General features: G+C 39.0%; 13 protein-coding genes. 3 read left to right on the plus strand and 10 right to left on the minus strand.

All coding sequences use genetic code 11. From position 1 onward, the window contains the following. The first annotated feature begins 38 nt into the window (after positions 1-38). Positions 39-1,067, plus strand: coding sequence for a PorV/PorQ family protein (locus tag FJ218_02280; GenBank protein MBM4165738.1), 1,029 nt, complete (start codon positions 39-41; stop codon positions 1,065-1,067). Positions 1,068-1,166: 99 nt separating this feature from the next. Here the strand turns inward: FJ218_02280 and dusB are convergent, their stop codons facing one another. From dusB to obgE, 10 genes are all read right to left on the minus strand, one after another. After that, positions 1,167-2,138, minus strand: coding sequence for a tRNA dihydrouridine synthase DusB (gene dusB, locus FJ218_02285; GenBank protein MBM4165739.1), 972 nt, complete (start codon positions 2,136-2,138; stop codon positions 1,167-1,169). Continuing rightward, on the minus strand, positions 2,135-4,282 hold the full coding sequence (locus FJ218_02290) for a VWA domain-containing protein (protein ID MBM4165740.1): 2,148 nt from the start codon (positions 4,280-4,282) through the stop codon (positions 2,135-2,137). Before FJ218_02290 ends, dusB begins: the two co-directional genes overlap by 4 nt. A 354-nt stretch (positions 4,283-4,636) precedes the next feature. Further along, a complete protein-coding gene (locus FJ218_02295; protein MBM4165741.1) occupies positions 4,637-4,855 on the minus strand; it encodes a hypothetical protein in 219 nt (72 codons plus the stop codon). Between the two features lie 114 nt (positions 4,856-4,969). After that, positions 4,970-5,200, minus strand: a complete 231-nt coding sequence (locus FJ218_02300; GenBank protein MBM4165742.1) for a hypothetical protein — start codon at positions 5,198-5,200, stop codon at positions 4,970-4,972. Between the two features lie 266 nt (positions 5,201-5,466). After that, the gene (locus tag FJ218_02305) at positions 5,467-11,496 is read right to left on the minus strand and encodes a T9SS type A sorting domain-containing protein (protein ID MBM4165743.1); all 6,030 of its coding nucleotides are present in this window, start codon (positions 11,494-11,496) and stop codon (positions 5,467-5,469) included. A 58-nt stretch (positions 11,497-11,554) separates the two neighbouring features. After that, positions 11,555-13,780: a hypothetical protein gene (locus FJ218_02310; protein ID MBM4165744.1), complete on the minus strand. Its 2,226-nt coding sequence runs from the start codon at positions 13,778-13,780 to the stop codon at positions 11,555-11,557. Positions 13,781-13,823: 43 nt separating this feature from the next. Then, the gene (locus FJ218_02315) at positions 13,824-18,566 is read right to left on the minus strand and encodes a T9SS type A sorting domain-containing protein (protein MBM4165745.1); all 4,743 of its coding nucleotides are present in this window, start codon (positions 18,564-18,566) and stop codon (positions 13,824-13,826) included. Positions 18,567-18,642: 76 nt separating this feature from the next. Then, positions 18,643-19,773: a hypothetical protein gene (locus FJ218_02320; GenBank protein MBM4165746.1), complete on the minus strand. Its 1,131-nt coding sequence runs from the start codon at positions 19,771-19,773 to the stop codon at positions 18,643-18,645. Positions 19,774-19,868: 95 nt separating this feature from the next. Next, positions 19,869-20,543, minus strand: coding sequence for a hypothetical protein (locus FJ218_02325; protein MBM4165747.1), 675 nt, complete (start codon positions 20,541-20,543; stop codon positions 19,869-19,871). Positions 20,544-20,554: 11 nt separating this feature from the next. Then, positions 20,555-21,544 carry a GTPase ObgE gene (gene obgE / locus FJ218_02330; protein ID MBM4165748.1) on the minus strand — a complete coding sequence of 330 codons (990 nt, stop codon included), beginning with the start codon at positions 21,542-21,544 and terminating at the stop codon, positions 20,555-20,557. Between the two features lie 111 nt (positions 21,545-21,655). Here obgE and amrA point away from each other — a divergent pair, with 111 nt between their 5' ends. Next, positions 21,656-22,228, plus strand: a complete 573-nt coding sequence (gene amrA, locus FJ218_02335; protein MBM4165749.1) for an AmmeMemoRadiSam system protein A — start codon at positions 21,656-21,658, stop codon at positions 22,226-22,228. Continuing rightward, complete coding sequence (amrB, locus tag FJ218_02340) at positions 22,225-23,064, plus strand: AmmeMemoRadiSam system protein B (GenBank protein ID MBM4165750.1); 840 nt, start codon at positions 22,225-22,227, stop codon at positions 23,062-23,064. The genes amrA and amrB overlap by 4 nt, the downstream gene beginning before the upstream one ends. Positions 23,065-23,157 lie beyond the last annotated feature (93 nt).

Genomic DNA, 23,157 nt, shown 5'->3' on the forward strand with positions numbered 1-23,157 from the left:
ATCCGCGAAGTTCACGAACAAACACGAAGACTTTTTTTATGAAATCTATTTACACATCAATACTGTTGCTATTCTCAGCAATGCCTGTATTTTCTCAAACAACAATCGGAAAATATGGCGGAGAATTTCTTTCTCTTGGCGTTGGAAGTCGTTCGTTTGCAATGGGCGGCGCATCGGTTGCGTTAGTGAACGATGTTACAGCGGGTTATTGGAATCCTTCCGCGCTTACTTCATTACGCAACACACAACTCGCTTTGATGCACGAAGAACGTTTCGGAAATATCCTAAACTACGATTATGTAAGCGTAGGATTACCGTTCGAAAATAATTCCGCATTGGGAATCAGCGCAATTCGTCTCGCTGCAGATAATAATTTCGATACACGAGGCGCATTGATTGATGTGAACACGGGGCAAACAATTACTAACATTAACAATCCGAACGCGCGCATTGACGTATCAAAAGTAAAAACATTTTCTGTAGCCGATGTTGCAATTTTTTTCAGTTACGCGAAACAGCAGTTCGATAATCTTTCGCTTGGCGCAAATGTGAAATTGATTCGCAGAGATAATGCTGAGTTTAATGCATTCGGGATTGGTTTTGATGTTTCAGCACAATATTCGGTGAATGAAAATTTTCTTCTCGGCGCAAATTTTCAGGATGTAACGACAACGTTTCTCTCGTGGAACACCGGGAGAAACGAACTCATCTCTCCTACTTTAAAAATCGGCGGCGCGTATTTGTTCGATGTAATCGGAGGACAATTTGCTCCCGCGGTTGATTTCGATGTTCGATTTGAAAACAGACAATACGCTTCCAATTTTCATCTTGGCGGAATGAGTTTTGATGTGCATACCGGAGTGGAATATCTGTACAAAAAACTGCTTGCCTTTCGAGCGGGATATTCGGAAATCGGGCAACTAACGTACGGCGGCGGAATTCATCTCGGAAAAATGTTGATTGATTATTCCTTTATGCAATTCAGCGCTACGAATCAATTCAATACTCACAGAATTTCACTTCTCTTTTCCTTTGAATCGCAATCGAATATTTTGAAAACTCAGTGAACACAAATTGGCTGTTTATTCTCTGTTATCAATCCACATTGCAAAACTACAAATCAGAATTAAGCCCTAATGATGAATTGGGATGACATCAGTAGAAATTTATTCTTGACTTTTCCCCCTCCATTTCTCCACCGTTTCTATTACCTCTTTGAATTCCAAACACTTCATCAATTCCATACGCAATGCAGATGCTCCGGGAAAACTGTGTAAATAACCGCTGTAGTATTTACGAAACTCTATGACTGCTTTTCGTTCTCCTTTGTACTCAACGGATGAACGTAAATGTTCAAACATAACTTCAATTTTTTCTTCCACCATACTGTGCATTGGTTCTTTTCCTGTGTTCAAAAAATATTTTATCTCGCGAAATATCCACGGATTTCCTATTGCCGCACGCGCAAGCATTACTCCATCGCATCCCGTCACATCGAAAACAAATTTTGCTTTTTGCGGCGAAGTAATATCGCCGTTCACAATTATCGGAATTTTCACTGCTTCTTTTACTTTTGGAATCAGTGAATAATCCGCTTCTCCCCTATGTCCCTGCGAACGTGTGCGACAATGAATAGTTAAAGCAGAAGCGCCGCAATCTTCAACCATTTTCGCTACTTCAACAATTTGAATTGTCTGTGCATCCCATCCTAATCGCGTTTTTACCGTAACCGGAAGTGCAACGGATTTGACAACCGTGGAAACAATTTCACGCATCTTCGGCAAATCGCGCAAGAGTCCGGAACCTGCTCCCTGTCCCGCAACATTCTTTACCCAGCAACCACAGTTAACATCGAGTAAATCCGGTTGCAGTTCTTCCACCATTTTTGCCGCCGATTCCATCGAAGAATTATTTGCTCCGTAAATTTGTATTCCAAACGGACGTTCTTCTTCACTGAAATACATCTTCCGTTTTGTCTTTTCAGAATTTCGAACAAGTCCTTCTGCGTTGACAAATTCTGTGTACACAATATCGGCGCCAAATCGTTTGCAAATGTTCCGAAACGGATAATCCGTAACATCTTCCATCGGCGCAAGCAACACTGCATTATCAATTGCAATCGTTCCGATGTTCATTATGCATTATTCATTTCATTTTTTCTTGTTCTTCCCACAACCATTTCCAACAATGCAAACACAAGAGCGCATACAACAAAAAATTTCCACAACTCCACACCGTACCGCGATTGCATAATAGACGATTCAATTCGCTCAACATCATTCAGTTGAAATACATCATCGGAGCGAATACCGATTGAAGCATACAATCGTTCCATTTCGCCATCAGCAATTACCCGTATATCTGATTCACGCGCATCAATATTTACCGATAGTATTCCAATAGTTTTTTCATTTGCAACAAGAGTATAATTCCCCGCTTGTTCTTTTTGCGAAGCAGTAAAAACAGTTCCAGCAGTTCTTTCTGCTTGCGCGCTCTTGAGTTTTTCATCTTGATAAACTTCATTGCGAAGCACAAGTTGTTTTGTTCCTTTCAATGCGCTGTACGGAACGTTGATTGTCGGTTGTTCTCCAACAAGAAACGCATACGAACGCCCAGTTCCGCGAGCGCAATACAGTACGGAACGATACATCAACGGAACAAAAATTCCTCTGCGTGGAAAATCGCTCCATGCAAACGTTGGTGCAATTGCATACACAAGTAATTTTCCTTCACCAATAGTGTACTCACTCAACAACGAAAAACTTGAATGCGCCGCCATTACCGATGTTCCTTCTTTTCCCGCAATGCGCTGCACCATTGTATAAATTATCGGCAATTCAATTTTTCTGTTCGGTTGTGTTTTCATTTCACTTTCATTTTCAAATACTCCGGAAAACAACGGATGCCCGTAATCAATATTTTCAACGAAAGAAATGCGTTGCCCGTTTTCCGAAGGACGAAGTATTCCCTGAATCTGCGGCACGTTCATTGGTTTGAAGAAATTGATATTGAATGACGTTATATCCATTTTTTCTCCCGGGAAAAATATTACACCGCCGCCGCGTTGCAAAAATTGCATTAACTGTTCTCCTTCCGATTTTGAAAGTGAAGCGACGTTCGATACAACGATAACATTATGCATATTCATTTGTATTCTTGAAAGTTCAGAATGAATCATCGTTTGCGTATGAAAAAAAGAATGCAACGAATCATCGCTTGCATTCATCGCAAGTAAAGGAAAATGAATATCGCGTTCGCTTTCGGACACAAACGCAATGGAAATACTTTCAGGAACGTAAAATGAAAAATATCGTTTGTTATCATCGTCCAACGCATCCGATTCGATTTCTGCGTAGCCCTTTATCCATCCGTACGAATTCGGCAACACGGAAAATATTTCGGTTTTCCTGCTCCAAGCATCAATACTGATATTTTTTTGTGCAACGCGTTTTCCTTCAAGAAAAATACTGAGCGCATAATCATTCATTTTATGTTCACCGTAATTTCTTGTCGTTATGGAAATATTTACCGGATTATTGTGTTCGATAATTGATGTCTGCACCGCTACGGTATCAAGCGCAATGTTCTGTTGCTGCGCTGAAAATTTTGCGACAAACACACGCGTGTTTTCCAATGTAAAAACATCTGTTGTATCGTTTTTATTTCTCCAACTTGAGTATTGAAAATCGCTAAACACGTACATTTCTTTGTTCGAGTTCTGCGATTCCTGCAGTAAGCGCTTTGCAAGAATCAACGCATCGTGAAACGCAAAAGATGATTGACTTTCTTGCGTTTCGCGTATCATTGTTTTAATTGCGACAACATCATGCATTGGCGTTTCGGTAACGGGCAAAGGAAGTTGAGACGTACGAATCAGAAACAATTCATCGCCTTCGTTCATCATATCTGCAACACGAAGAGCAAGTTCTTTTCCTTGTTTCAACAATGCGCCGTGTTCGTTCCGGAGTCGCATACTCATACTGTTATCGAGAATCATCACGATTGTTGTACGAGCGCGAGTTCCCACCGTTCCGGCTATTGTTCCTTTCATTGCAGGACGAGAAAACGCCAACACAATTGCAACGATAAGCAACGTTCGCACGATAAGCAGCAGAAATTGGCGAAGTTTGATACGCCGAATTTTCGTAGTTTGCAATTCTTTGAGAAATGCAAGTGTGGAAAATTCTATGGTTTTCAGTTTGCGAAGATTCAAGAGATGAAGAATTACGGGAATTGCCGCCGCCGCAAGTCCGAACAACATCAGTGGATTAAGAAATTGCATCAAATTGTATAAAGAATATATTTATGTGGTAAAAATACGAAAGCATTAAAGAACAAAAAACCCACGAGTTTTACTACTCGGGAGATTGGTAAGTACGAATACCTGCACAATCCTTTCGACGATGCAATCCAAAGCACTCCCGAAGAATCAACAGAATATGAAAAAGTATTTCAAAAATTTCAAGAGAAATTTATCTTGAACTTATCAAGTACCTAAAAAATACAAAAGCGAAAGATAACCGTTCACATACATGTATGAATCCAATACAATATTTGGATTTGAATTTGTAGCATTGAAACGTTTTTCATTGTTGCATAAGAAATGGAACGACGATTTTGCATTCGCAATATCGCTTCAGAACGAAAGATTGTAAAATGTTTTTCCTTTTGCTTGGAGAGTTTTCATATTTGCGCCGACAAGTACGAATGTAGAATTTTCCTCATAAAATTTCCCAGTGATAAACAAATTCCAAAATACCACAAACGTCGGCGTTGCTTCCGAATCCACTTTTACTGTTCCTGTAATTACCATATCGCGTTGAATGATGAGCGAATCGCTGTTGGAAACTATCAATGTTCCAATCACATTCAACGAAGAAAATGTACCTCCATCGTTTCATTGAAGTTGGGTAATACCATCAATGATTGAGGAGAAACGGATAATACAGAATGGCTCGTACGGATGGAATCAATTACAAGAGTTTGCGACGAATTGTTCGTAGCCGAATATGAAAAAAGCAATGTTGCTCCCAAATGCAAAAACAACTTCGCTTCCTTCGGTTTTTGATGAGATAAACAAACGAATAATCAGCACCGAAAGAATATGTTCCACTGCAATAATATGCCAGTCATCGCTTGTTTGCTGAACGGAATAACTCCAATCTTCATCACTTCCACTATACGTTTTCAGAAACCTCATTGGTTGCGTAATTCCTTTTGTTATCAAAACGAAAAGCAAAATGTCATACCAACTTATACGTTGTTTCGTACGAGTGTCTTACAGTTCATTATGAAAAATTTTGTTTGGATTATTACGGGTTATGACCAATAAGTAACTATTTTAGTAAAAGTAAAAAAACGGAAAATTCATAATGTGTAGTTTCGAGGAATTTTTCTTGTGTGTAAAAAAAACCCCACGCGCAATAAATGCACGTGGGGTTTTGTAGAATGTATTATTTTTCTGATTTATTTCATCAGCATTAATTTCTTTACATTGGTAAATTCACCATTGTTAATATCAATGCGATAGAAGTACACACCGCTTGCAAAACTCGAAGCATCGAAATCAACATCTTGCAATCCTTCCTCCATTATCTCGTTATGAATGAGCGTGGAAACTTCGCGTCCCAAAATATCGTACACATTGAGCGAAACAATAGAAGTTCGCTCCAAATAGAACTCAATCGTTGTTACCGGATTGAACGGATTCGGATAGTTTTGTTGCAGAGAGAAAACTTCCGGAATATTCCTTGTGCGAACAATCGTCGTCGAAGTACGTTCTTCTGAACGATCACGTGTTAAATATGGAATGTCCACAAGTTTTACTTCGCCGCGAAGAGTCAATGCAGGTTTGAATGTCGTGTACACAATATCAATGGAATCAATCGGCGTCGCAAAAGCGGAATTAAGTTTTTTCAGCATTACTGTTATCGAATCATACAAAAGATGGTGCGTGGTGTTGGAATCTTTGAATACGTTCCAGTACGTCATAATACTATCAACACGCAATGCAATGCTTGAAAGTTTCATCTGATTAAACGGACTTCCAATCTGTAAATACAATAAGTCTCCGAACTTCGCCGGTGGAATTGCTGGGTCGCTTTGAAACACCACTTGTTCAGAAGCCGCAATATTCAATTTGAAAACTCCTAATTGTTGCGCAAGAGGATTGATATATTTTTTCCTATCGGCTTTAAATTCTTTCGCGAGTTTTTTATCCACTTTTCCAGGAAGACGAATCGAATCAAAGCCGTACGATTTTCCTAAATCTATCACCGTATAAAATTTGGATATATCGCCACCTGTTTTCCAACGAATCCACGAAAGTGTTTTTGCTTCAACGCTCCCTTTTGTTTGCGAAATTCCAACAACGATTCCAGAGTTCCGTTTAGCGACAGTATCGCGTACATTTGCAACGGTGGGAAGCGGATATGGTTTTCCGGTTTTAATCGCAAGTTTCGTTGCTTTTGCCGATAGCTCTGTTGTTGCAGCAATCGAACGAAGTTTTACGGTATCGGGAACGTATCTATCAACAAAATCCACAGTTAAAACTTTACCATCTTGAATAAATGTTGTATGATACAATTCTGTAGAATCCACTACATGCGTTCCGTCAATAACTTTTCCAAGTTGTGTCCAATACAATGAATCTTTTTGTGTAACGGTATATGTTCCCGGGTTTAAATCGGTAAGTGTAAGTATCGTATCGGTAACAGAAGCAATAACTTCTCCGTTTAATAAAACAGAAAATGGCCACATAACATTGATGCGGTCTTCCGTTGTAATAAAATCGAAATCACTGTCAAAATATTTTCGAATGACAATCGTGTTTCGATGATAATTCCCGAAATTCTTACCCGTGAGATGTTGTCCGAAACTTAAATCAATAGCATACGAACTGCTTGCAGGAAACGTTTGCACCCATCCCGATTGAATTTCTTCCGATACGGTGTATGTTCCCGCATCTAAATCGGCAAAGAGATAGTTGCCAGAATTATCTGTAAGCATGGAATCAATGACAACGTCGTTTTGTGAAAGATAAATTTTCCAGTTTGCAACTCCGGTCTCATTGTCATCTTTAATGCTATCGGTATCCAGATCGTTGAATTTTGTACCGGCAATAGAACCTAATTCTACCACGCCAAAATTGTTTGCATTTATTTCAGAACCGCTCTGAATGGAAACATTGTACGTTTGTTGTACCACAGGAAATGTTTGTTCCCATCCATTTTTTACACGTATTGTTATCGTATATGACCCGACAAAAATTCCATCTATAGAAAAATTTCCTCCTTCAGAAGTTGTTGAAGAATCAATCGGATTTCCTTCTTGTTCAAGAACAACGGTCCAGTTTTCTATACCAACATCATCAAAATCTTTTGTTCCATCACCATCAATATCTTCCCAAACAGTACCGGAAACAATGCCAAGTTCAAAATTTCCGAAATTTTTTTCTGTGGAAAATGTTCCACTGAAAATATCTACCGTGTAAAAAATCGGTTCGGAAGGTAATGTTTGCGTCCATCCATTTTGAACAACTTCTGCAACAGTATATTCTCCTGCAAAAAGGTTCGTAAAACTATAAATTCCACTTTCATCCGTTGACTTTTGATCAGATGATGCACCAGATAAATTCACGTTCCAGTTTTGCAATCCGTTTTCTCCTTCATCTTTCATTCCGTTTCCGTTCACGTCAACAAATACCGTTCCGCTGATTGACCCATATTCAAAGTTGCCGAAATCTTTTTGTGTATGCGTATTTCCGCTCGTCATTGTAATCGCAAAGGTAGATGTAGACACGGGAAATGTTCGCGTCCATCCGTTTTGCAATACTTCGCTCACCGAATAATTGCCTGCAAGAAGATTGGAAAATGAATATTCTCCATTTTCATCAGTAACAGTCGAGTCGGTTTTCGTACCTGCAAGTTTTATTTTCCATCCGGAAAGAATACTTTCGCCTTCCTCATACATTCCGTCGCCGTTCATATCGAGAAATACTTTTCCACTGATGGAACCCTTGAAGAAATTACCGAAGTCTTTTCCAGATACACTATTGCCACTCGTAAGTGTAACTGAATAGGTTGAAGGAGAAACAGGTTTTGTTTGATACCATCCGTTTTGAACATCTTCACTAACAGTATAATTGCCTCCAAGTAAATTGGAAAATAGATAATTTCCGTTTTCATCCGAAAGAACAGAATCCACTTTTGCCCCGGAAATTCGCACCTTCCATCCAGAAAGTGTTGCTTCTCCGACATCTTTTATACCGTCTCCATCGTCATCAAGAAATACTGTTCCGCTGATAGAAGTAAGTTGATAATTTCCAAAAAATTTCCCCGTAACGATTGTTCCGCTGAAAATATTCGAAGATGTTGGATTTGGAGAAGTTTGCTGCCATCCAGCAACTTGTTCTTCGGTTAAATTATACGTTCCGCCCAAAAGTCCTGTGAACGAAAAATCGCCGCCGGCATTTGTGAACGTTGAATCTTCTTTCGGTCCGTGAATATAAATTTTCCAGTTTGCAATTCCTTGTTCATTGAGGTCGCGAACGCCGTTTGCATTTGCATCACGATACTTTGCGCCGGAAATAGAACCATACTGAAAATTTGCAAAATCATTGTTTTCGGAAACCTGCATTTCTTGCAAATTGATTATATACGTACCATCTCCTCCCGGATGTGTATGCGCCCATCCCGATTGTAAAACTTCGCTTACTGTATAAGTTCCTGCTGGAAGATTTGTAAAACTATACAGCCCGTTTGAAGTTGTTGTATAATTAAAACTCAATGGTCCAGAAATAGATACTTGCCAACCGGAAAGCGGATTTTCATTTGCATCTCGCACACCATTACCGTTCACATCCGTGTAAATAATTCCAGAAATTGAACCTCCCGGAGGAAGATTACCAAAATCTTTCCCCGTTGCATGTTCACCTTGCGTTAGTGTGAACGAATATGTTCCCGGTTGCGAAGGAAACATTTGCAACCATCCGCCTTGTTGTTCTTCACTTACCGTATATGAACCGGCATTCACATTGAAAACATAATTTCCGTTTCCATCGGTAAAAGCAGAATCTGTTCTTGAACCGCTTAAACGAATCTTCCAATTTTCAAGACCGATTTCTCCTTCATCTTTTGTTCCATTAGCGTTTGCGTCTTTAAATTTCATTCCTGAAATAGAGCCGACTTGATAATTTCCAAAATCGCGCGCAGTAGAATTTATTCCGCTATATATACTTACTGAATATGTTGATGGATTGGATGGTTTTGTTTGTGACCATCCGTTTTGTTGAACTTCACTCACCGTATATTTTCCGCCGAGCAAACCTGTGAATGCATAATTTCCATTTGCATCGGTAAATAGCGAATCATTTTGGGGACCTGTAATTTTTATTTTCCAGTTTTGAAGTCCAACTTCGCCGACATCTTTTACACCATTGATATTCGCATCGTTGAATTTCATTCCACTGATAGAACCTTTTTGAAAATCTCCAAAATCTCTGTTTGTTATTATTTGTCCAGCAAGAAGATTTAATGTATAAGAATTGTTCGGCGGATACGTTAACACCCATCCCGAAGGAACATCTTGCGTAACAGTATAGGAACCAGGAGTTAAATTGTCAAAAAGATAGCCACCTAATTCATCCGTAACGACTGAATCCACGACTGGTCCACTGATGCGAATCGTGACGTTATCTAATAACATATTATCGTTCTTTACACCATCTCCATTGTAATCAATAAATACACTTCCCGTAACCAAAGCAGTATTGCTATACGAGTGATAGGCATTTACTTTTTTCACCGTTTGACCATCGGGATTTTCGACGGTAAGTGTATATTTTCCCGTTTGACCAAGAATCGGAACTGTTGCTGTAAATGAGTTAGCATTTACAAAAACTACATTTGTTAAATTGACATTTCCTAATTTTGCAGTAAGTCCACTTACAAAATTTTCACCCGAAACTGAAACGTTCACCAATTGATTGTATAATCCGCTATCGGGAGTAACGGCAGAAATAGAAGGAGGCAATGTGTTTGTTACATTGATTCCATTGTACAACGTATCCGATAAACCGTTTTTGTTGATAACAATAACATCATAATTTCCTGCTGGCAATTGCCCCGAAGAAATATGCACTTCAATGAGCGACGTAGCAATTGTTGCATCAGTAAGAGTATATATTGTACCGTTGGAAACGTGCCGGAATTTCACTTGTGCCGCAATCGAAAAATGTTCTCCATAAATTTCAACACCGTTTTGTTGCAACCGATAAATGACCGCAGGCTCAACGCTCGTAATATTCGGCGCAGGCGCTTGTCCTGCAGTTACCGAAATATCATCAATAAACCATCCGCGAAAACCGTTGTAATAATTGTCCACACTGTTGAAGTCAAATTTCACGACTACTTGATTGAAACCAACATACGACGTTAAGTCCAACATCTGCTCTCTCCACACTCCAACTTGTCCTAAACCACCGGAAGAATACGGAACAAATGATGCGCCGTTGACATCGTTTACCGGATTTAATTGGTCAACAAGTACATAACTAGAACCTCCGTTTGTTGAAACGTACACTCGCATCAAATCGTACTGATCCACATCTACGCCTTCTATTTCCCACCAAGACCAAAATTTCATTGTAACGTTTGTTTGCCCTGATAAATCAAGCATTGGTGAAATCAATCCTCCTTGATTTGCTGCTACGCCATTTCCACCGGAATTGGCGGCTTGATTTGGATTCCACCCTGGACCTATGAACGTTCCGGTAGAATCCTGTCCGTACCACCAATCATATTGTCCACTGTGCGATTGCGGAAGATTTCCGTTATCGGGCAAGGAAACTAAACGTGGAGTGATTCGTGGACTTACAAAGTATAATTGCGGATTTTGTATGCGATGCCAGAATCCTGTGGTTGTCCATCCGTTTGTGCCTCCTTCAACATCGTCTTCAAACGGAAGTGAAACCGATGTGAGTTTGGAAATTTGAATCGGAAGTGATGCAATATTTTTCCCGTTTTCATTCATTTGCAATGAAGCGTTGTACTCTTGCGAAGTTATTCCTACAGTCGAAACTTCGATTGTGAGCAACATCGTTTCGTTGGGAAGGATGACAATCTTTCGTTGCATTTCTCCTGAGAGAATTTCTTGTTGTTGCAATTCATTATCATCATAACGAATGAGAGAAAACGGATATTCTCCTTCGTTTGGTATTGTACGCTGCGCATTGCGTGTGGTATTTTTCCCGGGACGCGAGTGTGTTTTTTGTACAAGTATAAATTGTGCAATTCCAATATCGGATGAAGTAATTGTTATCGGTTGCTTGCCGATGTTTGCTACTGCGACTTGCCGTTGAGTTGTTCCTCCTTCTGTAAGTCGTATTTCTAATTTTTGAGGTTCAAATTGTATTGTCGTTTGTGCAGAACTTTCTTTGATAAAAGAAAAATTCATCAAACATACATACACGAAAGAAAAAGTGAAAAGTTTACGCATAGAACATTCTTTATTGAAGTATTTTTGGGAAAATGAACTCTCCCTGAATTTGTATAGACTATTTAGAAAACCACGGTGTGTTCATTGTAGTTTCTATGCCTAAACGAATTGAAGTAAGAGCGTGAGGATAATAAAACTTTGTAGAACCAATACGATAACCGAGAGAATTAAATTCGGATCCAAGGAGGTTTGAAAAATCTATATACGCTCGAATGGTTTTCCGTTTGAACGAAATACGTACGTTCAACACATTGTATGAACTGAGCGATTCGGTATTTGCATCATCGAAGAATCTGGCTCCCGTAAAATTCCACGAAAGCGTTCCTGCAATATTCGTTCGATGTTTATAGGTAATTCCAACGGATGCCGCGTGTCGAGGAACTCCTTTCAATTGATTATGTTGGTACACACCTTCTGAAAAAATCGCTGATGTGTAAGTATAATTTGCAAAGGCAGTGATATTGGGAATCCAATGAATACGCAATCCGTTTTCTATTCCGGTGTGATTGGTTTTTACAATATTTCCATACTTTAACGTTGCCAAATCGAAATCAATTTCGTCGGAAATGCGATTGAAATACAAGGACGAATGAAGTTCTCCATAAATTTTTTCCTCAATGATTCTTCCGCGCTGATACAATCCAAGTTCAAGATTCAAACCGCGTTGTGGTTTCAACTTGTCGTTCGATATTGTTGTTCCCAATAACGGGCGTTGGTCAAACAATTGATTCATTGTTGGAGATTTGAACGAACTGGAAACATTGATATACGCATTTCCTGTATAGACGGGAACATCATCATCAAGAACAGTTGCAAAAAGATAATTCAATCCTGCTTTGGGAGAAAATGCAGTGTATGAATTGGATGAAGATGTAACATCGTATGAATCCGTAAAACTGTCGAAACGAAAACCAGCATTTAATTTCAACGGAGGAATAATCGGAACTTCATCGTGAACAAAAATTCCTACGTGTTGCCGATTTCCCGTTCCAAATGAAAGCCAATCTCCACGTGAATCCGTTGTTCCATTATAATTATAGTACCCCGTTTCGATATTGCCGACTTCAATTTCGCCGCCTAAAATAAAATGATTAGGAATATCTTCAATCGTATCTTGCACATCAACGAGAGCATCGAATCCGAACATTCTGTTACGAATGTTATTTTCTTTTGTATCAAAAAAAATCGTCTCCGCTGTTATCGGTATGGGAAGAGTGCGAATAATATCCGCATCGCGTGTTTGAAATGAAAAACCTGTTCGAAGATTTGTATTGGAAAAAATTTTATTGGAATATTGAACGCGAGAATCCCAGCGATTTTCATTATTGTTATCCGATGCGTAATTTTCAATCATCGCTTCTCTATTAACAGATAGCGAATCTTCTGTTAACGGTCCCGCATCTTCCGTATTTCTTTTTCTGTACGAAATATTCCAAACAATGTTAGAATGTTCATTGATAGGAACTGTTACATTCCATCCTATCGTTGTTCCACTCCATCCGCTATGTCTTCTGAATCCATCCATTGCTCCGGATTGAATATAAAAACGATACAGAATATCTTTCACTTGTCCCGCAGTCCGAAGATACGCATCTCTGCTCCCGAAACTCCCTCCGCTGAGTGACGCGGAACTAATGTCCGCTTTTGCTTCTTTCGATGTTATATTGATTACACCTCCCATTGCAACATCACCATAGAGAGCGGAAGTAGGTCCGCGCACAATTTCCATTTTTGCAATCTCATCAACGGGAATAGCATTCCAATCAACAAGTCCCGTTTCTAAATTATTCATTCTCACGCCATCAATATACACAAGGATATATTCCGCTTCCCCGCCACCATAATATCCGCGTGTTGTAGCAATAACATCGCGTCCTAATCCATCGCGCTGAAACATCATAAATCCGGGAAGCAGATGAATAATGTCGGAAAAGTTATTAGTTGGCACTGTTTGAATCTCGTTCGCAGTTAGAACGGATGACGAAGAAGTCGTGTACGCAAGTTTATTTTCTAAACGTTCGGAAGTAACGACGACTGCATCCATCACATAGTTCGGTGGTTTTGTGGTTCGCTCTTCCTGCTTAAGTTCTAATTGTGGTTTTTCCGTTCCTATTCTTAATGTTCGAATACCTACACCACGTTCCGGGATGAGTACACGCTGTTTTACGGGTTTTCTTTTTTTCGTTTTATGATAACCCGATTCCGTCGTATCCTGAGCGAATACGACAGCAGTGCATACATTCACTGCGAACAGAAGCGCAAGTATTCGAACAAAAAATATCATTTATGAATAATTGAATTTCTTAAAAATAGTTTTCAAAAAAACGTTATTTCAGTAATAACATTTTTTGCATCAATGGCATAAACATTCCGTTCGTTTCCAAGCGGACAAAGTAGACACCACTCGAAAGTTTGGATGCATCGAATTCAATTTCCTGATAACCGGATTCGAAGAATTCTCTGTTGAGAATTGTCGCAACTTCCTGTCCAAGAATATTATAGATTTTCAAAGTTGCAAAACCATCTTCCGGCAAATAAAACTCGATAGTTGTCGAGGGATTGAACGGATTCGGATAGTTTTGATATAATTCTACTTGCGTCGGAATAAGTATTCCATCCGGTTTTCGTTCGTTGTTGGAACGCTGTGCCGGCGGTAATAAATAGGGCACATCAATTACGCTTCGAACTCCTGCTATGGAAATAAGTCTATTCGTAGTGCTTAAATAGTTTATTGATATATCGGTCACGTCGAGAGTTTTATGAAATGCTCTGTTGATTCTTGTAAGTATAGAATCTGCAAGTTCATAATCCTCGTCGGGATAATACATATAATATGTGGTAATTGAATCAATTCGTTTTGAAATATCACTTAGTTTCATACCATTGTATATACCCGATTCATCCGTTCCGTCGTCGTAAATAACGTTTTCTAAACCACCGGGTGTGTACAAAAATGAACTTGCAAGCAAGTTAAATTTTGTTACATACATTTCGCCTGCGAGATGGTTATTGTATTTCTTTGGCGTTGGATTTTTCAATTCTTTCAAAAACTTTTTCGGAACTTTTCCAAAAAGTTTAATCGTATCAAAACCGCGCGATTCTCCGGTTTGTGAAAGGAATTTTGCCGCACCGCCTTTGTCTAATTTTATCCAAGCAAATCGTTTAATACTGTCTTTATTGGTTTGTGGAATACCTAACGTCAAGGCAGGTTTTCCTAATTTTTTAAACAACGTATCGCGCAGGTGCCCAAAATTTGCAGAATACGTGCCAAATGTTTTCATATTTAATTTTGATGCTTTGGCTGCAAACATCGCACTGTCAGAAATGAATGTTCGCATATACGAAGTATCTCCGGTGAAATTAACGAAAGCAACGGTTGGTCGTGCTCCCGGTTTCAATGTGAACGTAATTGTATGCTGTCTATTTTTGATGGTTGCTCCCTCTTCGTTCACATAACCAAGTTGGAGATAACCGCTAACGTCCGCTTCGACTGCAACATATACTCCGGGATTTACGGAATCTGCTTTTACGTATGAAGAATCAATTGTTGAAGCAATTAAATTTTCCGGATCTACAGAATTTTTGTACAAATACATTTCGTACGGTGTTTCTATCCAATCATCTGTAGTACTGATATTTCCGTCGTAATCAACATATTTTTTAACAGTGATTTCTGCTGCGCGGGCGTTGACAAAATGAATTTCTTTGTTTTGTCCGCCGATGAGCGAAACACTCATAGCACTGTACGAACCCGCTCGGTTTTGTGAACCAGTATTATCAATCAACGTAGTTCCAAGAATAGCCCATTGCACTGAACTACTATCTTCTTGAACAGCAATGTAAATTCCGGAACCAAGATTTTTAACAGTTAATACCGAATCATTGGTAACAGATTCAACTAAATTATTTGCGGCAACTGCATTACGATATAAAGAAAGTTTCCAAGGTAAAGCAATGCGGTCATTGCTGGTGTTAAAGTCTCTATCTACATCTGCAAAACATTTAATAGTAATAGAATTGATTAGATAATTAGTGAACTCTACAACTTTCGCCTCTCCGCTATTCAAAGTAAATGCAACAGTAGAACTCGTTGAATCATCAACAACACCATCAACAGATGATGAAAGATGTCTCCATCCGGCACTATCCGCCTCCACAGCAATATAATTTCCTGCAGGAAGTGAATTTGCTGCTAACGTAGTTGAATCAATAGACGCAATAAGTGTGCTTTGGGAAATCGAATCCTGATACAATGAAAGGAACCACGTTTTGGATTGACGGTCAGTAATCGTTGACGATTTTCCATCGCTATCGCGTAATTTACGAACCGTAACTGTATTGGGATGCCCTGCGGAAACAATAACATTTTTACGATTATCTATTTCATTCCACTCGTTAATTTGCGAACTTGCGTCATAGTACACATAGATAGCATGATTACCATCTGCAAATGATGGTGGAATGGTAAAATTAACTTCTAATGTATCTCTTCCGCCGACTGGCAAACTTACGAAATAATCTGTTCGTCCTAAACGCGAACCGGAAGTTAACGGGTCATTGTCATAGAAGCGAACTAAGATGTTATTCAACGCTTGATCCGACAATGCATCGTTTTCAAAAATTGCAGTCAAACGCATTGTGCTATCTTTAAATACAACACGCGGCTGAATATCAAATGAAACGACAGATACGTTACGTTGCGCTGATACAACTCTGAGATTGGCAGAATTGGTAGAAGTTGCACCTCTGCTATCAGTAACACGAAGTCCAATTTCTCCGTCAAACTCTGAAGCGTAAACGCGAGTTACGGTATCCGTTGTTGCGTCGCCGTACGTTCCATTGCCATCTAAATCCCAACTGTACGAAATAATTTCGTCACCCAAATCCGGGTCGTACGAATCGCGCCCATCAAATAAGAGCGGCAAATTGTATCCAATCGCATAAAACGGTTGTCGCGCTTTGGGAATTGGAACTGCTATAGGAGCATGATTTGCGCTTGAAACTGCAGAATCAATTGTTACGTTTATTGTCACCGAAGCAAATAACGGGTCATCAGAATCATCTTCGATACGAAGTGATATTGTATAGGTACCGGGAGTTTCATACCCTGGATTAACAGGATTTGGACCATAATCATCGGGACTTTCCCAATCAACACCATCCGATATATCCCAATCCCATAAATATTCTACGATAGATTTTTCCGGATTTTGATGGAACGATTGCGATGCGCTCACATCAAACGGAAACAACGCTGGTTTTGAACTTATGGAAGAAATTACTGCTACCGGAGGAGCAATAATAACTCCTTGCGTCAAAACAAGAATTGATAGGGGAGTTACCATTTCATTCCAAGTAATTGGCCATTCACCGCATTGCCAATGACCATCACTATATTGACCGTATGAGTTCGAAGTCGTGTAATTCGTAGTTACACCAGGAGGCGCTCCGCCTGCAAGAGACCAATCTCCAAGTAAATAAGCGGTTAAATCATCTTGCCAGTTTCTTGTAACAGTATTACTATTGTATGTATAAGTAATATTTTGAATACCTTGTCCCGAATTAATGAGAACAAGACCTTTCTTAACACCATACATTGCATACATATTCGCAATCCATCCGGCATCATTTGATCCGCCGTAACCATGATTATACCAGCGATCAGACATATATTTTATTGCGTTCTTTGCGTAAGAATAATTATCAGTCGAATCTAACCATGCATAAACAATGAGTGCGCTTGCAGTTTTTGCTGTATTCAACCATGAAGAATTGGATGTGTATCCAACGCCGCCATTTGCATTTGTTAAGGCATTCATAGCATTTCTTGCTCGTGGTTTAATATAACTTGGAACATCAATTCCCCAAGCATCTTTTGCCGCATCAAAGATTAATACAGGCCATTGATTTGCTGAACCGTCATTCTCTCCACTTTCATTTATTGCGTTGTTATGTCCGTTATTACCGGTTCCTGACAGAATGTTGTATCGCCATCCACCCGCAGTTTGTGAAGTTCCGTCGCCTTGTGTGTGACAGAACAATTCTGTTGCATCAACCATATAATCGTAGTATGTTGGATAGTAACCTTTTGTCGTATTGAAGAACGTTGCATACGTACCGACTTTGATGGTATCAGTTTTTGCATCTTCGCCGCTTGTAAATGCTCCGACAATTCCAAGTATTGCACAAGATGCAGCGTACGTTCCGTGATCATTCGATACATAAGGAGTAACTCCTTTTCCGGTTAAACCATATCCATATTGCGGCATAGATACATTTTTACTCAACTCTTCCGGATCGCCACCTCCGTGTGATGATATATTTATCGGCGCTGAATTCGTCATTAACCAATTTAATCCAAGTCGAACATATTCAGCGTAAATATCTTTGTTTTCATCATTGAGTGGTCTATGACCATTTTCTTCGAATGCTAAAAGTGCGATTCCCGTTGTACCAGAACCGCTATATCCTGAATTGCTGTACCACCAACCGGATGCGTTTTGGGATTTATACAAATACACTAAACCCTTATCAATCGCTTGATTGATCCGAATTTGTTTGGTACTAGATGAGAAAACGCGAATTACGGTTTGATCAGAATCCCGAAGTCCAACGTTATCAATAACTAAAAGTTTCGCTGTTTTTACTCCAGCAAAAGCGTAGGTATGTGATGCTCCGATAAATTTAGGATTTGAAACAGTTCCAGAATCAATTGTTCCGTCGCCATAATCGAGGTAATATTTATACGGTGAAGTTCCGCCGTTCACATTTCCCCAAACATTGCCTGCTTGGTTGATAACAAAGTTTGCATAGTTGCCGCTTGTGTAAAAACTCGGCATCATATTGACGTGATAACCAAGAGTTTTCGATACACTTGGATTTGGCTGTTGATAAAATCTCTTCCACGATTCTTCGGGTGTTTCTGAAGAAGGCGGAGTAGGATTATCAAATTTATAGTTCTCCAGCATCTGTTGGGCGCGTTCGAGATAATTATCCTTTACTTGGCTATAACTTGTAAGTACAGTCATCGAAAAAATAACTAATATTGTGAATAGTTTTATGTGTAACATAAAATAGTTCCTTATTATTTTTTTTGATTAGTGAATTAAAAAATAAAGTGAATCGTAAAAAAAAATACTTAAACTTTTATCGTAATGCATACTCTATCGAAATAAGTGAATATGCGGTAACTAATGTTTTTTGATTTTCCCACCAGCGATTATTTTGATTAACCCAATATCCGTCGCCGTGTTGCAGTGAAATCAACTTTTCTAAAAACTCTTTTCGCCAGTAGTGCGATTTTCCTGTTTCATCAATGATTACTTCTTCCCCTAACGCATCAAGCGATTTTGCCATTGAATGATAATAATAAAATAAACCTTGTTTTCCCATATTGGGATTTTCTTCCAACGAGAAATGTTTTTGAATCCATTGGTACGCCGATTTTACTCGTTTATCATCTTTATTCACATTTGCATAAATCAAACTTTTCATTCCAGCGTACGTCATACTACCGTACGAAGTATAATCTCCCGCCTTACTTTCTGAGGGTGAATAAATAAAACCTCCGTCATCTCCCGCCCAACTTCTATCGTTTGTTCCTTGTAAATTCTGACAACGTTGAATAAAGAGCAACGCATTATCCCAAAACAATTCCTTGCTTGCAAGCACTGTTTCTTTTCTCCCCGTTCCAGAAAACTCTTTCTCTTTACTCGTTGATTCAGGAATTTTTTTGTACTTCTCAGATTCTTTCAACGCTTCTATTGCCCATTGTAAATTCGATAAATCCGGTCGCTCTTTTTGTCCATATCCAATTCCACCGAATAACGGTTCAGAGTTATCGTAACCTTTCGTTTCATCCCATTGTAACGAAAGTAAAAAATCGCGCGCGCGTTGGATTGCCGTTGTATATTCAGGATTATCTGCTGCAACTAATGCAAGCAAGCAAATCGCGGTATTATATCCTGCAAGGTCATCTACATAAATTCCACCGTCGTCTTTTTGACACGATAAAATAAATTGAATACCTTTCTCGGGTGCAACGTTTTTATTATCGAAAACTGATTGTGGACTTTTTAGAAACGAAACAACGGCAAGTGCAGTAATTGCCGGATAGTGTCCCCACGAACCATCAAGTTCCTGATTTTTTTCTAACCATTGCAAACCTCGTTGAATTGAATGTTCAGTTTCTTTGCGGAGTGAAACATCTATTTCCGCAGATTGCGAAAAAAGATTTGAAGAAAAAAGAAAAAGAATAAATAAAAAGTACCAACGCATCATATATTGAGTATAAACCTTATCGTAAAAAATTTACGTAGTATATATCATTATTTTCTAAAACCTCCAACTTTTCGCATCACTTTTTTAAAAAATTATTTCTGCGAAACAATTCGTACACTAATTAAACTTCCCTTCTTTGGAACAATGTTTGAATTCACACTGTAAATAGCATCATCTGTTCCTCCCTGCAGAGGATTGTCCAAAATCGTGTACGGGTCTCTATATGTTGTCATCAACGATTTTTCTACATCAGCCATAAATTTTCCCTCGATAAGTTTTGAACCGGTAAATATCCACGCCGTATGTTCCATCGGTTTATTTTTTATGAGATCGAATACAACATCTTCTGCGCGATACTCAATTGACTTTCCTTGTTCTTTCCAACTTACATAGACGTACACTGAATCCCCAATCGGTGTCGTCGTATCACCTTGAACGGAAACACTTTTTCCATTTTTTAATCCAAGAAGTAACAATGCTACTTGCAAATGATAAGGAATAACATCCCAAACAAATACACTCTCGTGTGTTTTCCCACCAGGAGCGCATGCAACCAATTCGATCATTCCCGAATCTTGATTGACGACGCCATTTAACGTAAGTTCTCTCTTTTCAATATCAATAAATATTTTCCCAACACGATATTTGTTTTCAGAAATTTTTTCTATCTGTTGTCGAAACAAAGAATCCGCTCCCGAAGACTGAGAGAAAAGCGTTAATGAATTAACAACAGTTAAAAGAACACAGAATAATATTTTGATTTGCATACAGATTTTTTTTACTGTTTATGTAATTCGTTCCACATCGCTTGAATAAGTTCTTGAATACCTTCGCCGCTCACAGCGGAAATCGGATACGTTTCTATTCCTCGTTCCAGTCGAGTTTTGAAAATTTTTTCCCGTTCTTTTTCACCGAGAACATCTGTTTTTGTCAATGCAACAATGCGTTTGCGATTGAGCAAATCGTCGTTAAATAATTTCATTTCTTGAATTAGTGTTTTGTACGTTTCCGGTATTTTTTCCGAAGCCGCATCTATCATCAACACCAATGCTTTTGTCCGCTCAATATGTTTTAAAAATTGAATGCCAAGTCCTTTTCCTAAATGCGCACCTTCAATAAGTCCGGGCATATCTGCAACAACAAAACTTTTTTCTTCATCAATACGTACAATTCCAAGATTCGGTACAAGCGTTGTGAACGAATATTCCGCAATCTTTGGTTTAGCCGCAGAAATTCGAGCGATGAGTGTTGATTTTCCAGCATTCGGAAATCCAACAAACCCTACATCAGCAAGTAATTTCAACGAGAGCCGCACGTGAATTTCTTCTCCCGGTTTTCCTTCTTCACAAATGCGCGGCGTTTGATTCGAAGGTGTTGCAAATTCTTTATTCCCTCGTCCGCCTTTTCCGCCTTTTGCTACAATTTTTTCTTGCGCATCGCGTACTAAATCAATTATTAATGCATTGGTATCAGCGTTGTAAATTTCCGTTCCGCATGGTACACGTATCACAAGTTTTTTCCCATCTCTTCCTGTTTTATTTGCGCCGCTTCCGTGAATCCCTTTTTCTGCAAAATATTTTTGCTTGTACCGAAAATCTATAAGTGTCGCAAGATGCCTATCGGCACGAAATATAATATCGCCGCCGTTGCCACCATCCCCCCCATCGGGTCCTCCTTTCGGGATATATTTTTCCCTTCGAAAACTAATGATTCCGGAACCGCCATCGCCCGCTTTGATGTAAATTGTCGCTTCATCAATGAAGTGCATATTTTTTTTAAAAAGTATTGATTTGTATTGATATGAGAAAAATTATTCCGAGAAAAATTTTTTTTCTGTTTGAAACTTTCTCACGAATTAGTAATTTTGAACGCAAAAATTATTCTTATGGAACTTTCGAAAGAAGATAAACTCGTACTTCTGCAAATTGCACGTTCTTCGATTGAACGCGTTATCGCCGGAAAACCCGATAAACTTCCGAACAATCTCTCACCGAATTTACTTTCGATGTGCGGGGCATTTGTTACTCTTAAAGTTAAAAAAACATTGCGCGGATGCATCGGTTATGTCGAAGCAAAAAAATCCTTGCATCAAACTGTTCGCGAAGTAGCAGTAAAAGCCGCAAAAAATGACCCGCGTTTTTTTCCACTCACGCAACGAGAACTGGATATTCTTCACATCGAAATTTCTGTTGTTTCTCCGTTGCAGCAAATTGCATCGGCAACGGAAATTGAAATCGGGAAACACGGTATTTATATAGTACGCGAACAATATCGCGGTCTTCTTCTACCGCAAGTTGCAACGGAAATGAAATGGAACGCGGAAGAATTTCTCAGCAACACATCTACCAAAGCAGGATTAAAACCCGATACGTGGAAAGATTCTGCGACAACAATTTTCATATTCTCCGCAGAAATTTTCAGTGAACACGGATTAATTGATACTGTTTTATGAATGCAAAACAACTAATTCGCGCTCCCTCCGTTGCGGGAATATTTTATACGAAAAATCCTGAAAAACTTTCTCAAACAATTCTTCATCTACTCGAAACTGTTCCTTCCTTTTCTGTGAAAGAAGAAATTCTTGCACTCATTTCTCCCCACGCTGGATATATGTATTCCGGTTTAACTGCGGCGTACGGTTACAAAACTCTCGAACAAAGAATATTGGAAACTGCTGTTATTATTGCGCCAAGCCATTTTGAATTTTTTGAAACCATTTCTGTTTATCCAGGGAAATGTTACACTACTCCTTTTGGTGAAATGGAAATTGATGTTCAACTTCGCTCGGAATTACTGAAAGAAAATTCTTTCGTGATGAATGACGAAATCGGTCATCGCAAAGAACACGCCATCGAAGTTCAACTTCCATTTCTTCAATTATTGTTTGGAAATAAGATTAAGATTCTTCCAATCATTATTGGAAATCAAACAAGGGAAAATTGTTTTTCGCTTGGTGAAACATTGGGGAAAATTTTACGAGAGACAAATGCAATACTGATTGCGAGTTCTGATTTGTCACATTATTACAATTCAAAAACGGCTGATGAACTCGATGAAAAATTTATCAATTGCGTAATGAATTTCGACGAAGATAAACTTATGACGAAATTAGAAAACAATGCAACAGAAGGCTGCGGCGGCGGTTGTGTCGTTGCAGTTCTTCACGCGGCAAAACTTCTCGGCGCAACGAAGACAAGAATTTTGCATCATTGCAATTCCGGCGATGTTACGGGAGATAGAGAAAGAGTTGTCGGATATATGAGTGGTATCGTGATTTGTGAATCGTGATTTGTTATTCGTTAATTGTCAGTTGTCATTTGTAATTCTAAATTTTTATCACAAACCCACTAATGACAAATTACCAATGACAATTTACTTTCT

The organism is Ignavibacteria bacterium (assembly GCA_016873775.1).
GTDB lineage: Bacteria > Bacteroidota > Ignavibacteria > UBA10030 > F1-140-MAGs086 > JAGXRH01.

What these genes read in the sequence shown, in the direction of transcription:
- FJ218_02315 (MBM4165745.1), bottom strand. Translation starts at nt 18,566, where the DNA reads ATGTTACACATAAAACTATTCACAATATTAGTTATTTTTTCGATGACT.
- FJ218_02305 (MBM4165743.1), bottom strand. Translation starts at nt 11,496, where the DNA reads ATGCGTAAACTTTTCACTTTTTCTTTCGTGTATGTATGTTTGATGAAT.
- obgE (MBM4165748.1), bottom strand. Translation starts at nt 21,544, where the DNA reads ATGCACTTCATTGATGAAGCGACAATTTACATCAAAGCGGGCGATGGC.
- FJ218_02300 (MBM4165742.1), bottom strand. Translation starts at nt 5,200, where the DNA reads ATGAGGTTTCTGAAAACGTATAGTGGAAGTGATGAAGATTGGAGTTAT.
- FJ218_02280 (MBM4165738.1), top strand. Translation starts at nt 39, where the DNA reads ATGAAATCTATTTACACATCAATACTGTTGCTATTCTCAGCAATGCCT.
- FJ218_02325 (MBM4165747.1), bottom strand. Translation starts at nt 20,543, where the DNA reads ATGCAAATCAAAATATTATTCTGTGTTCTTTTAACTGTTGTTAATTCA.
- amrB (MBM4165750.1), top strand. Translation starts at nt 22,225, where the DNA reads ATGAATGCAAAACAACTAATTCGCGCTCCCTCCGTTGCGGGAATATTT.
- FJ218_02320 (MBM4165746.1), bottom strand. Translation starts at nt 19,773, where the DNA reads ATGCGTTGGTACTTTTTATTTATTCTTTTTCTTTTTTCTTCAAATCTT.
- FJ218_02290 (MBM4165740.1), bottom strand. Translation starts at nt 4,282, where the DNA reads ATGCAATTTCTTAATCCACTGATGTTGTTCGGACTTGCGGCGGCGGCA.
- FJ218_02310 (MBM4165744.1), bottom strand. Translation starts at nt 13,780, where the DNA reads ATGATATTTTTTGTTCGAATACTTGCGCTTCTGTTCGCAGTGAATGTA.